Genomic DNA, 14204 nt, shown 5'->3' with positions numbered 1-14204 from the left:
TCCGACATCTGAGCTCATCTCTCCATTATCTAATTTTATTTCAAATTGTAAAATTATTGTTGAAATATAGTTTCTTTAGAAATACAATAGTATTGGGACATATTGTAAGCGGTATCAAGGATTTGCAGTTCATCATTAAAACATTTTCGTGAAGCGGGAGGTGAAATTGGAGCCGTTTCGAGTTTCGCCGTCTTTTATTGTGACTGATATGCTGATCATCATGTGAGGAGATTGAAGCAGAACAAAATATGGAGGAGTGAGATCATGTATGATCGTCAATCCAGGTTCGCAAAACAATCTTTGATGGTCTTATTATCGTTGGTACTTGCTGTAGGAGGCCTGCTGGCCGGTTTTCCTCAAGGTCGATCTTATGCGCAAACGCCTGATTTTCATCCGGTCCGTCAGGATGAATTTCCGGTAGCTCCGGGTGCTTATCATAAGGAAATGACATTGGAGGGGGGAATTTATGTCGAGGAGGTTAAGGTGATGGAGATTGATCCGTCCCAACCCTTCCTTGAATTGGCGGTGACTTCTCCCAAAGGGAAGGTAGTCTCCCTGGATACGGTGCGCAATCAGGCGAAGCTGGCGGAAAGCGAGGGCCGCAGGGCGGTTGCGGCTTTCAACATGGATTTCTACAATACGGATCCGAATTTCGCCGGTATACCGACGGGTCACCAGATCAGCGCGGGAGAAGTTATTACGGCCCCTTCCACTCGGCGCAACGTGCTGGCTCAGATGAAGGACGGCACAGTGCGGATCGAGACCGAGGTCGAGCTTGCCGCTTCTGTCAAGGCGGAGGACGGGGAGACGGCGGTCATCTCCGGAGTGAACCGTGCGGTGACGGCAGCCTTGTCTAATCATCTCTTCGTATTCACGGACCGGTTCAGTTCCACGACCAAATCGGTTGGCGAACAGATCGTGGAGGTGATTATCGCTCCCGATCCGGCCGGGTCCGTGCTGCAGCCCGGCATTCCACTCTCGGGAACGGTTGAAGCTGTTGTAGAGGGGGGGAATCAGCCGATTCCGGGCGGCAAGCTGGTCGTCACCGCAACCGGCAGCAAGGCGGAGTGGGCCCGCCGCAAGCTGACACCCGGCAGCCGGGTAGAGCTGGATGTTCAATTTACCAAAGGAATGAACGAAGCCCTGCAACTGGTTTCCGGCAGTGTATTATTGGTCAGGAACGGACAAGCCACCCCCGAGGCGCTTGCGGATAAAGACCGCCACCCGCGCACTTTCGTCGCGGTCAAGCAGGGGAAGCTGTACGTGTACACGTTCGATGGCCGCCAGCCCGGGTATTCAGACGGGGTTACGCTTGCGGAAGGAGCGCTGTTTCTGCAGGAGGAAGGGATGGAATTCGCTCTGAATGTGGACGGCGGAGGCTCGACCACCTATGCGGCCCGTCTGCCGGGGGATCAGAGCTTGTCTGTTCTGAATCGCCCGTCCGACGGCTACGAGCGTTCCAATTCCAATTCCCTGGTTGTTTTGTCCACGGCCCCCGTTAAGGAACTGTCCACTTTGCTTCCTGCCCCCAAAGGGCCGGTCAAGGTGATCGCGGGAGGCAGCATTTCATTTACTTCCAAGGGACAGGATGAGTTTTACAACGGCATACCCGTCGATTCTTCGCAGCTGACATGGGAAGCGGATGCCGCCATTGGGACGATAGATTCGCTGGGAAGATTTACTGCGGCGGCAACGCCCGCGGAAGGACAGGTAACTGTCCGCTTAGGAGAAATATCAGCACAAGTAAATATACAGGTGGTTACGCAAGTGGAACGAATAGAGCTTATACCATCCATCGCGGTGATCAATCCTGGGGATAAGCAATCGTTCCGCGTGCGCGGTTACGATGCGAATGGCCAGGAAGTGATTTTATCGCCGGATCGGTTGAATTGGAGCATGGAAGGCAATCTTGGCACATTATCTCCGTCGGGAGAATTGACGGCCGGTAACGAATCTGCTTCCGGCAAAGTAATAGTATCCATTGGCCAGGCTTCGGCCGAGGCGGTGGTTCATATTGGCAAGCCCCCCGTCTTGGTGGAGGATTTCGAAGCGTTGGACGATTTAGTCCCGTCGCTTGTTAACGCGGTTCCGGGATCGGTGAAGCTGGAGCTGTCCAGCCGCCCCAATCCGGTACGGGTAGGCGCTCATGCGGTCAAGCTGACCTATGATTTTACAGGGACGAGCGGGACCTCCGCCGCGTACATCAATTTCCGGGAGAACGGAGCGGCAGGAAGGACGCTGGAGGATTATCCGATCAAGCTGGGGTTGTGGGTATATGGAGACGGCAACAAGCATTGGCTGAGAGGCCAAATTCAGGATGGCAACGGAACGAAGAAGCCGATAGATTTTACAGGCTCGGGTCAGTTGAATTGGGTCGGCTGGAAATATGTGACTGCGGACATCCCCGCGGGAATGCCGCTGCCCCTCAAGCTTACCCAGATTTATGTCGTGGAAACAAGCAATGCCAATAAAAACGCGGGCGCCATTTATTTCGATCATTTGCGCTCCATCTACAGCGAGACCGGAGAAGACCTGGAAGGTCCCGTGTTCAGTGACCGGACTCCGGAGCCCGGCAGTCAGATCTCCACGGGAACGCCGATCATTGCGGCTACGGTCAAGGACGCTGGAACGGGAGTCGATCGCGGCTCGATCGTCTTGCGGCTCGATGGGACGGTCGTCGCCCATGAGTTCGATGAAGCCGGCGGACGGGTAAGCTATACCCCCGTAGAGGCGTTGAAGGACGGCGAGCATCGCGTAGTCATCGAAGCGGCGGATCTGGCCGGAAATCCGGCGGTGCCGAATGCGGATTGGACCTTCAGCATCGACACGGCCCCCGACAGGGAAGCACCGACCGTCAGCGTCATCAGTCCGATGGACGGCATCCGTACCCGCACCGATCAGCCGAGAATCGCCGTCAAGCTGACGGATGACAAGTCGGGGATCGATTCCGGCAGCATCACGCTGGAGCTGGACGGAACGGCCGTCCCCCATCGATATGATGAAGCGAGCAGCACGGTATATTATACGGTTCCGGACAAGCTGCAGCAGGGAACGACGCACAGGGTCAGGCTGTCGGCCGCGGATATGAGCGGCAATCGGGCGGAACAGGAGTGGTCGTTCACCATCGGCCGGCTTCCCGGACAACCGAATGATCCGAACCGGTTCCAGATTAGCGTCATCGGAGATGGAGGGTATTATACGGCCGGGCAAGGGGAGACCGCTGCGGATATTCTTCTGCGGGAGCAAATTGCCCGGATTAACCGGGAGGATTCCGAGCTGGTTGGCTACACAGGAGATATTGTGGAGAACGACACCCCGGAGAATTACGCTATCGCAATCGAAAATATGAATCTGTTCCGGATGCCTTATCTGGTCAGCATCGGCAATCATGAAATATCCGGAACCGGGTCCAGAGTGAATTATCAGAGTACATTCGGCGATACGACCTACCTGTATGATTTCGGCAATACGAGAATCATCGGACTGGATACGGCCTCCGGCATGATTTCCAATTCGGACGCTTCTCAGTGGCCGTGGCTGGAGGAAACGCTGGCGGACACGGAGCAGAACAACATCATAATTATCATGCATGTCCCGCCCGATGAAATTACCGCGGACGGTGAAAACCTCAACACAGGGCACGGTTTTCAAAACAGTGAGGAAGCCGGCCGATTGTATGATCTACTGGGAACGTATAAGGCCGCGCACCCGAGCAAGAACCTAATTGTGTTCAGCGGAGATTTGCATGCATACCTCCACAAGCAGGTTCAGGGAGTGCACTATATCGTCTCGGGAGGGGGCGGCAAGTATACCCATATCTCCCCCGACAAGGGCGGGTTCTATCATTACTTGAATGTTCACGTCGAAGACGATTCGCTGAGCTGGGATGTCATCCCGCTTCTCGAACGCATCGATTTCGTTCAGGCGCCGGATACGATCCAGCGAGGCGAGACGGTAACCCTGCGGGCGGACGGACATTTCATGACCAGCACCAATCAGCCGATCACGATGCCGGTTCAATCTCCTTTTAAAGTTGAATGGGAGACTAGCGATCCGCAGGTAGCTTCGGTAGATTCGGAAGGCAGAGTCACCGGCCATTCAACCGGCGAGGCGGTCATCACCGTTAAATCCGGGTGGGCGAAAGCGGAGAAGACCCTGCGTGTCAGCGGAGGAGAGCCGATAGGCCTCGAGCTGACGGGTCTCGAGCCTCTCGAGGCGGGAGATACGGCGCAGGCAGAGGTCTGGCAGTTATTGAGCGACGGCAGCCGGGTGAAGCTGTCCGGGGATGTCCGCTTCCACAGCAGCAACGACCTGGTGGCCGAAGTGTCCGATGACGGACTGGTCAGCGCCTGGCAGGCGGGGGAAGCCGTTATTACGGCGGAATACGGGACATGGAGCGCGACTTATACGCTCATCGTCTCCCCTTATACCGGCGTTCCTCTGCAGGAGAAGGTGATGGCTGTAGATGCTGCCGCCGGAGCGATAGAATTAGAGTTTGCGGGGGCAATGCCTCTTACCGAAACTTTCAAAGTATTCCAAACCGGGCAAGGACAGCCGGCGGAGAGGACGTTAAACGATGTAAGAGTCGGAGCGGAGAATGTTACTGCGTTCATTAACCGCTCGGGGGCGGTTTACAAGCTCCTGATCGAAGGGGAGACCCCGCCGGGCCGCATGCGGGTAGGCATCCGCACGGATATCGGTAATATTGCCGACCTGACGACCCTTAACCACAGCCGCATTGAGCTTGTGGCCAAGGAAGGCTTCCGGCTGGAGGACAAAATAGCGGGCGTAACGTTCGATATTGCCGCGAACAGCCCGGCCGCACTCACGGTAAGCGGCGGTCAGACCGTTGTTCACTATGGAGGAGCGGAGCTCTACCGAACGGCGAACCGGCTGTATGCCCATCCGGCCGGGGAGGATTCGCGGATTCAGGTAAGCAGCATCCGCCGCTCGCAGGGGCAGCCGCAGTACCGGGGAACCCTGGAAATGACATTGACCCCTGCCAAAGATGCTTTAAGATTAATTAACGATATCGACTTGGAGCGGTATTTGTATCAGGTCGTTCCGAGCGAGATGCCGGCTTCCTTCGGGCTCGAAGCGCTGAAGGCCCAGGCCGTAGCGGCCCGGACCTATGCGCTGACCGATTATTACAACAGCCGGTTTGCCGATCGCGGCTTCCATATCGACGACAGCACGCTAAGCCAGGTGTATAACAACAGTGCGGAGAATGGTTTGACGACCCAGGCGGTTAACGAAACCGCCGGGATAGTGATGAAGAGCGGCAACGAGCTTGTGGATGCCCGGTTCTACTCCACATCGGGAGGATACGGGGCCTCCAGGCATGAGGTGTGGGCGGATGCGCCTCCCTCCAATGCATTCCCGGGCACGCCGGCCCCTTATTTGACCGCTCAGAGCTATACGTATGATCCGTCCGACCCCGGGGAAATGCTGAGGATCGATACGGCCAACGAGCGGCAAATCAACGAGTTTTATAAAACGTTGTCGCATACCGGATACGATTCGGATTCCCTCTATTTCCGCTGGAAGGTCGGCTTGACCAGGCAGGAGCTGGAGAATACGATCAACCGGAATTTGCCCGACCGGTACGCGGCGGACCCGCTGTTTATCTTAACCATGCAGCCGGACGGAAGCTTCGCCAGCCAGCCGATTCCGCCAGGAGGCATCGGAAGCCTCCGCAATATGTACGTGGCCAAGCGGGGGGCGGGCGGTAATATTATGGAGCTTGTCGTGGAAGGCAGCAGCGGAACCTATAAAATTGTCAAGGAATTTAACATCCGCTTTACCATTCGCCCAAGTCAAGCGTACACGGGCGGCGGCGATATTTTCGCTTACCGGGCCAAGGGAGGATCAGCCGACTACGATCCGGCGGCAACGTTACGAAATCCGAGCATCCTGTATTCCGCCTTCTTCACTTTCGATCTGGAGAGGGACGGGCAGGGAGACATCGTGCGCATTACATTCTACGGGGGAGGCAACGGTCACGGTGTGGGCATGAGCCAGTACGGCGCCTCGTTATTAGGCGGCAGAGGCTGGAGCTATGACCGGATTCTGACCACGTATTATCCGAATATGAATCTGGTCCCCATTTACGGTCCCTCCAGGCAGCTGGAATCGATTGAACTGTCCGGTCCCGATTCGCTGGTTGCGGGAGAGACAGGCCAGACCGAGGTGACAGCCTACTATTCGGACGGCACGATGGAAGTAATAACGGAAGGCGTTAACTACGCCAGCAGCCATCCGGAGGTGGCTGCCGTCGACGAGTCGGGTCTGGTGACGGCTCTCCGTCCGGGACAGACGGTGATAGCTGCCGAATATGAGGGGCAGACGGCCAGCTACCGCTTGACGGTTACACCATCCCTGAACAAGCTGGAGATAAGCGGACTCGGTCCGATGCGGCCGGGAGAGCAGAGCCAGACCGTCGTCATGGCCGTCTATGGAGATGGGTCGCGGCATCCCGTTATGACGGGAGTCACCTTCTCCAGCAGCCGTCCGGAGGTGGCCTCCATCAACGAGACGGGTCTGGTGACGGCTCTCCGTCCGGGACAGACGGTCATATCCGCCGTATATGCCGGGCAGACAGCAGGCTACAACCTGACGGTGATCTCCCCGGAGCCGGAGACCCGCCTCGAAATCATAGGTCTGTCGGCGATGAATGCGGGCGAGAAGCGCCAGATTGAAGCGAAATTGATTCATGCTGACGGCTCCTCGGAGACGGTATCGAAGGGTGTGCAATGGACAAGCAGCGATCCTCAAATAGCCAAGATCGATTCCAAAGGCAGGATCACTGCACTTAAACCGGGAGTTGCTACGATCCGGGCGCAATATCGGGAGTGGGTTGCGGAAGCAGAGCTTGTAGTGCGGGTTCAATTGCAGAAGCTGGATATAGGCAAGCTGAAGCCGATGAAGGAAGGTGAGACATTCCAGATCGTGGTTACGGCTATCTACAGCGACGGGACCCGGGAGACGGTTACTGCCGATTCGGCTTTCACGAGCAGCGACCCCGATACAGCCACGGTGGATAACGGAGGTTTAATCCGCGCCCTGCACAAAGGAAAGACGACGATTACGGTCGAATATGGCGGCCTGCAGGTCACAGAGAAGCTTAATGTCACCAAGGCGCCCCCTGGCCGCAACAAATAATCCTCTCTGCCGCTGAAGTTGCGGAGAGGACCTGTTTCGCCGATAGCAATCTCGTTATAGCGGTCTTGGAAGAGGACTTCGATGGAAGTCCTCTTCTTTATGGAGATTTTTAGTCGCGATCAATCGGGCCAAACATCATCCGGCATGGCGATCAAAGCAATGTTCTTGCTTGAGCTGTCCATCGTGTTAATAGCCGCTTAATCAAGCTCCTCGTTAACGGCCAAACAAGCTTTTATCAATTCTTTTCCTTCCATCCCTAGGACTGGGCAACATTCACTCCGATGATGAATAATGTGAATCATTGAAAATGAAAAAACGGGGTGTATAACCTATGGGAATTCGACCGCCTTCTGACAATACTTTCGATTATATTGTGATTGGAGCGGGGACGGCCGGAGGGGTAATCGCTAAAAAGTTAACGGACGATAAGAAGACCTCCGTGCTCGTTCTGGAAGCGGGAACTAATATGCCGAACAATAGCCCTTCGCTTGAAACAGCAAGTATTGTGGCAAACGACAACATTCTTTCTTTTAACGCTTTCTCGGCCATCGAAGAAAATATCGGCCGCCAGCTTAAATTGGCGAGCGGAAGAGTCATTGGAGGAAGCTCCCAACATAATTTTATGTATGCGGTACGCGGGAGCCGCAACCTCTACGATGAGTGGGCGAATCTTTTCGGAAACCAATGGAGTTACGAGAAAGTGCGCACTTTATTTAAACAAAACGAAACTTATACGGGAGAAACCCAAAATCCGAGCGAACGGGGGACGGATGGTCCGATTTTCATCAGGCAGCAGAGGATTCCTAATCGGGGGATCGTCTATTCATTGGCCCAGGCCGCTTCAGACGTATTGAATATCCCGATTGTTGAGGATTATAATACGGGCATCAGAGATTGTACTTTTTTCAAATCACAATTTATCCAACGGGAAGTTAACGGAAGGTTTGCCCGTTCATCAACGACAACCGGATATTTAAATCGTAAAATTGTCACGCAAGGAAATGAATTCGAATCGGATGAGGTTGGTGTTGGACAGAGGAAACTGCTCAATTTTGCAAAAACAACCGTAAATAAAATCTTGTTTAGGCGTAAGAAGAGGACCAATATTGCGGTTGGAGTTGAATTTGTCAGGGACGGATCATCACAAAGAGCCTTTGCCAGAAAAGGAATTGTCGTATCGGCGGGGATATTTTCATCCACCATTTTGCAGCGTCGGGCATTGGCAGAACGGAGGAACTAAGCAAGGCGGGTATATCAACCTTGGTAGAGAGCCCGTATGTCGGTCACAATCTTAGAACCCACTATGCTATCGCAATGGGGGTTGAAGTTGAAACAAGCCGGCTAACGAAAGTATTGTCCGCCGACCCTGATCAGCCGGTAGCGCTTGGCGCTTTCAAAAAGGATAGAGGACCTGGGCGACGTCTTCAAATTATTGGCCTTCCACTGCCGATTTTTATCCCGGCTCAAGATATATTCGTGAATCAATGGCAATTTAACCCCGCAAAACGGAGCAATATCATGAGTCTTGCGATCTTGGATGTTAATCCTCAGAGCACAGGCTCGATTACCATTGCACACAGTGATCCGGAGGCTTATCCGTTGATTCGCTTTAATCCGTTAGAAGATCCTGACGATTTAGATTTTGCAGTGGATCAATTGATAGAAACGTTCGAAATTATGCGAAGAGCTCGGGCAATTGATCCGGGCGGCATTTATAAGGTCGTATACCCTCCCGAAAATATATTCCATTTAGCAAATGAAAATGAAAAACGCAACCTTCTCGCGAACTATGTGAAGGCTTCTTATGTCAATTTCACTCATTTTGGGGGCACATGCCGGATGGGCAGAAATATTCGAGAAGGAGTTGTCGATGGGTTTCTAAATGTATTCGGTACGAAAAATCTTAAGGTTGCCGACCTATCAATCACGCCTTTTCTACCGGACGGCAATCCATCCGCTGCTGCCCAAATGATCGGGTTGAATGCGGTACGCTTTATTCGCGCCAATAAGTGAAAGCGCAGCAGGTGGTAGCCATTCGAAAGAGAAAGACTAAGACAAAAATGGTTGCTCAACACAAATGGGCTAAATTCCGAGTTTTAAAAGAAATGAATGAACTCGAGCCTTTTTTACCGGCAACGCAAAAATTTAGAAAACGAGTTTTATGGGACTTTATCGACAAATACGGAAAAGTTATGCTTAAGCCTTACCTCGGACATTCCGGCCGCGGCGTAATTCAAGTATCGCGGTTGGAAGAAAATCGGTTTGCAATTCATATTGAAAACAAGAAAATAATTGTGGACGGAAAGCGATCTGTTTCCGATCAGCTTGAGAAATTGACGAATGCCCGGAGATATATTGTACAGCGCCGAATATCATTAGCTGAAATTAACAAAAGGCCGTTCGATATAAGAGTTATGGTAAAAAGGAAAAAACAATCTCCCTGGAAAGTAACGGGGATGTTCGCCAAGGTAGCCGAGAGAGATTATGTCGTTTCCAACGTGTCCGGAACCCTGCTTCCGGTTGAAGCCGCGATTGAACAATCGCTTATGAAACCCGTTCCAACTGAAAAATTATTAAAGCGAATCAAGAAAGTCTGTTTGACCGCGTCAAAGCAACTGGGCAATGTTTATGCTGCGCAGAATATTATAGGCTTCGATATCGGCTTGGATCATGATGCTAACGTCTGGATTATAGAAGCCAATTTTAAGCCGAGCCTGCGGCCGCTTATATTATTGAAGGGTACCTGAAAAGGTGCCCTTCTGGCCTTGTAACGGCCCTCCGCCGTTTCATTATTCTGGTCGGATTAAACGCCCTGTGCTTATAATTTCCACCGGAAAAACCGCCCAAAGACTTTCAGTCTATTCGATTTTTTATCCTGGGTATCTCCTTATGTCGGGCTATAAACGGTCCATACGAACGGGAGAGCGTTTGGAAAGAGGGCAAACGGCCAAGGAGCAAACGCATACACTAATATTGGAAGCTATTTTTTGAACGAGGGCTTGGCTTACCAAATCGGACTGACTCCGGATGGGGTTCCGGGCAGTCATTTGGCTGGAGAGCCGACTTTCCAATCCTGTCCCGGAAGAGTACAATAGATATGATAAGAAGCGAACGTTTGTTTTTTGCCTTTAAGCGAAGTTATCGGGCGAAGTCTTTCCGGTGTGGCGCTCGAAGGTCAGACATAGGATCGAAGTACAGTCATATCACCAAACCTTATTGAAGCATCGTTAAGAACCGGCAAAAATGCAGGTCTTTGGAAGAAATTCGGTTGAAATCGGCCAAAGACATGCGAAAGTGCAGTTGAATTCGGCATTTAACTGATTTTGGTCTTTTCCGGGGATTTACCTGCAGGTTTGCTCGTCTTCGGCAATGTTTGGCGATATCACGCTGATTGACATGCATTTTTGCTTGTCATTTGAAGCCATCCTTCGGCTGTTCAGTTGATAGGAAGGAAGCCCAAACATGCCTTGATGTGCTGAACATCACCATACATCGCGCAGATAAAAGAGACAGGAAGCCAAACTTGTCTCTAAGGGCCGAGCATCGCCTTACATTGTGCAGACAAGTTAGCTTCGCGGTCCGAACTTGGCGTAAAGTGTTCTAATCATTCACCAGACTTTTAGGAGGATTCTCATGAACGTACTGCAAGCATTATTTTTCCCGCCGGAGCAGCCCGGGGGAGTATCTTCGATGATTCCGTTTATGAAGGAGCGTTTTGTCAGAAACAGCTGGGGAATGGAACTGTTCTACCTGCCGAGGAGACTTAGGGGGAAAGGAAACGAGCCGGTGGAGTTCGCCACCTTCGATTGGAAGGCTTACGGGGGCCATCCCGTTGTTGATAAATATATTCAAACCTATAAAGATTACGTTTGGTGGACAAGGCTGCGCATCCGTCAGCGCTATGACCTCATCCACGCCCATCATCCGATTGCCGCGTTGGCTATGCGCCAGCTTTTTCCGGAGACCCCGGTTCTGTTGACCATCCATTCCAGCTACGAGAGAGAGCTGGTGCTGAACGGGCATATCGAGGCGGACGGGCCGGAGCATCGTTTCCTGACTTCGCTGTATCATGAGCTGGAAGTGAAGCTGGAGCAAATATTAACGGTATCGGAATCGTTTAAAAGCTACCTGTCCCATTATGTGCAGGAGCCGGACAAAATCAGAGTCGTTCCGAACGGTTTCGATGAAAGAAGATTTCGTCCCATGCCGCATGAGAATGAAGTTCCTCAATTGATTACGGTCTGCCGTCTGGTTCCGGCCAAAGGATTGGACATATTGCTGGCAGCCTGTTCGGAATTGAAGAAGCGCGGTCATTCCTTCGTGCTGCATATTATTGGAGACGGACCATACCGGCCGGAGCTGGAGCGGATGGCTGTTGATCTTGATGTGTATGAGGAAACTATATTCTACGGCTATATGCTTCATCCGGAACAGTTTATGCCGTTCTTTGATATTTTCGTGCTGCCTTCCCGTGCCGAGGCCTTCGGCTCCGTCTTCGCGGAAGCGGCTCTCTGCCGGCTTGCGCTGGTCGGAACGAATGTCGGGGGAATCTCCGAGCAGATCGAGCATGGACGGAACGGGTTTCTAGTCCCGCCCGAGGATGCCGAAGCTCTGGCGGAGGCGCTCGCCAAGCTGATGGAGGAGCCCGATCTGCGCTCCCGGATGGCGGGCCTGGCGGAGAAGAAGGCCAAGTCAAATTACTCACTGCAGCGGGTCATTCGCCAATTGGCCAAGGTATACGAAGAATACCGGCGTCCCGAGGCCCGGGGGTAATAGTTGTCTACGCCGTGCCGAAGCGGCGGAAGCGGCTAGACAGCAGGTTCTTGCCGCCTTTAGGCTGGCAGAGCGACCGGTAGTCACGCATAGTTTTCCTTTTTTTTCATTGCAAGAACTTGGACCGTACGATGTGTTAAAATAGGACAATGATGGAAAAAACAAACCGATGATGAGGCTACGAACATAGGGATTGGAAAGGGTAGAAGGTACAGATGAACAAACAAGTTCTTATCGTGGATGACGATAAAGAAATTGCCAAGCTTATAGAAATCTATTTGGTGAATGAAGGGTATAAAGTCATCAAGGCGCATAACGGTCGGGAGGCGCTGAAAGTCATTTCTACGGAAAGTATTCAACTGGTCATTCTCGATGTTATGATGCCGGGGCTCGACGGATTGGAGGTTTGCCGGCAAATTCGGGAGAAGGATAATATTCCGATTCTGATGCTGAGCGCCAAGGGAGAGGATATAGACAAAATACTCGGGCTCACGACCGGAGCCGACGATTATATGGTCAAACCGTTCAACCCTCTGGAATTGCTTGCGCGGGTCAAGTCGCTCTTCCGCAGAACTTTTGACCTCAATCCGCAGCTTCAGGCTTCAGGCGACGGGACAATTACGATTCATTCTCTGCAAATTAACAAATCGACTCACACCGTTACGGTAGAGGGACATAGGGTCAATTTAACCTCGTTGGAGTTTGATATTCTTTATTTGCTGGCCAGTCATCCGGGGAGGGTGTTCAGCGCCGAGGAAATTTTCGAAAGAGTGTGGAAAGAGAAGTATTACCAATCCCATAACACGGTTATGGTTCATATCAGCAAGCTGCGGGATAAATTGGAAAGCGAGCCGGGAGGAACGAAGCTGATCCAAACGGTATGGGGAGTCGGGTATAAAATTGATCACTAATTTATTTTACAGACTTCGTTGGAAGCTGCTTCTGCTTTTTGTCATTTCGCTTGTATTTTCTTTGCTGGGGGTGCTGTTTCTGTTCGTTACCGCCCAACTGCTGGTGGCGGCTGGGCCCAATATTATCAGCCAATTCTTTAGAAGCTTGTACTACACGGTCGGGCCTGTGTCGGTATCGCTTGTAACGGGGGTGGTTTTGTTCATTGGCTTTGTTGTCCTGCTCAGCCATCGAAGTATCCGATATCTTGGTCAAATCACGAAAGCGGTACAGCAAATCTCCTCCGGCGATTTCGATGTGCGTATCCCCGTCCGTTCCCGGGACGAGCTGGGGGAACTCGGAGAGAACATCAACCGGATGGCGGAACAGCTCAAGGTGTCTATTGAAGAAGAGCGGAGAGCGGAGCGGACGAAGAATGAGCTGATTACCAGCGTTTCGCATGATTTGCGGACGCCGCTGACATCGATTAACGGCTATCTGGGGCTGATCGAGCAGGACCGTTACCGGGACGAGGTAGAACTCCGTTATTATGTCAACATTGCCTACGACAAAGCCCAGCGGCTAACGGGGCTGATCAACGATTTGTTCGAATATGCAAGAGCAAGCGGAGGAGGCATGAAATTGAAGCCCTCCCCCATTAATCTCGTCGAGATGCTCGGGCAGCTTGCGGCCCAATTTCGTTTGCAGCTGGAACGGACGGGCATGGAGTGCCGGTTATTTTTTCCGGAAGAAAAAATTATCATTACGGCCGATGGAGACAAGCTGGTCCGTGTGTTTGAAAATTTGCTGATCAACGCCATGAATTACGGCAAGGACGGAAAATATATCGATTTAAGAGTGACACGGGAAAACGGCGATGCGGTTGTGCATGTGGTCAACTACGGGGAGCCTATTCCGAACACGGATCTTCCTCATATTTTTGACCGGTTCTATCGTGTGGAGAAATCGAGGGCCGAGGAAACGGGTGGCTCGGGTCTCGGGCTGGCGATTGCCAAGACGATTGTCGATCTCCATGGCGGTACGATCTCGGCCGATAGCGATCAATTAAGAACGCTGTTTGAAATCAGACTCCCGATAACAAATCCCGCGGCTCAGGCATAGTTCCTTTCGCATGGCGAGCCGTCTGCCGATACAAGGCTTCTTTGCAAGGTCTTTTCGAAAAGGCTTCGCATAGAAGCTTTTTTTATTTTCGGGTAATCGGAAAATTGTGTGGTTCTTCAGCAACACTTCAACTTTCATCCATATCCGGCAATTTCTCAAAGAAGGTTTCATAGGTTGTTTTGTTAACTGGACAGTGAAAAGTTCTTGTCGAAAAATTCATGGGAATAAAGGTTAAAGGTGCATACAGGAAAAGTAACCCA

7 protein-coding genes are annotated in these 14204 nt (G+C 52.1%); all 7 read left to right on the top strand.

The window, feature by feature from the left end:
• The first annotated feature begins 264 nt into the window (after positions 1 to 264).
• A complete protein-coding gene (locus ACTHRH_RS18410) occupies positions 265 to 7161 on the top strand; it encodes a SpoIID/LytB domain-containing protein (protein WP_440416941.1) in 6897 nt (2298 codons plus the stop codon).
• Between the two features lie 331 nt (positions 7162 to 7492).
• Positions 7493 to 8401, top strand: coding sequence for a GMC family oxidoreductase N-terminal domain-containing protein (locus ACTHRH_RS18405; protein WP_440416939.1), 909 nt, complete (start codon positions 7493 to 7495; stop codon positions 8399 to 8401).
• Positions 8402 to 8421: 20 nt separating this feature from the next.
• Complete coding sequence (locus ACTHRH_RS18400) at positions 8422 to 9174, top strand: GMC family oxidoreductase (protein WP_440416937.1); 753 nt, start codon at positions 8422 to 8424, stop codon at positions 9172 to 9174.
• Between the two features lie 11 nt (positions 9175 to 9185).
• Complete coding sequence (locus ACTHRH_RS18395; RefSeq protein ID WP_144935197.1) at positions 9186 to 9908, top strand: YheC/YheD family protein; 723 nt, start codon at positions 9186 to 9188, stop codon at positions 9906 to 9908.
• A gap of 886 nt (positions 9909 to 10794) precedes the next feature.
• The gene (locus ACTHRH_RS18390) at positions 10795 to 11934 is read left to right on the top strand and encodes a glycosyltransferase family 4 protein (protein WP_440416934.1); all 1140 of its coding nucleotides are present in this window, start codon (positions 10795 to 10797) and stop codon (positions 11932 to 11934) included.
• Between the two features lie 215 nt (positions 11935 to 12149).
• Entirely contained in the window at positions 12150 to 12845 is a 696-nt protein-coding gene (locus ACTHRH_RS18385) for a response regulator transcription factor (RefSeq protein WP_144935202.1), read from the top strand.
• Complete coding sequence (locus tag ACTHRH_RS18380; RefSeq protein WP_144935204.1) at positions 12835 to 13944, top strand: sensor histidine kinase; 1110 nt, start codon at positions 12835 to 12837, stop codon at positions 13942 to 13944. Before ACTHRH_RS18385 ends, ACTHRH_RS18380 begins: the two co-directional genes overlap by 11 nt.
• The last annotated feature ends 260 nt before the right edge of the window (positions 13945 to 14204 follow it).

Origin of the sequence: Paenibacillus sp. SAFN-117, assembly GCF_051966115.1 — a bacterium.
Lineage (GTDB): Bacteria > Bacillota > Bacilli > Paenibacillales > NBRC-103111 > Paenibacillus_L > Paenibacillus_L residui.
The sequence above is the reverse complement of the archived record's forward strand: the minus strand, read 5'-3'. Positions and strand labels throughout refer to the sequence as shown.

Excerpts from the sequence above, each read along its gene's own strand:
- ACTHRH_RS18410 (WP_440416941.1), top strand. The coding sequence starts at position 265 with ATGTATGATCGTCAATCCAGGTTCGCAAAACAATCTTTGATGGTCTTA.
- ACTHRH_RS18405 (WP_440416939.1), top strand. The coding sequence starts at position 7,493 with ATGGGAATTCGACCGCCTTCTGACAATACTTTCGATTATATTGTGATT.
- ACTHRH_RS18390 (WP_440416934.1), top strand. The coding sequence starts at position 10,795 with ATGAACGTACTGCAAGCATTATTTTTCCCGCCGGAGCAGCCCGGGGGA.
- ACTHRH_RS18385 (WP_144935202.1), top strand. The coding sequence starts at position 12,150 with ATGAACAAACAAGTTCTTATCGTGGATGACGATAAAGAAATTGCCAAG.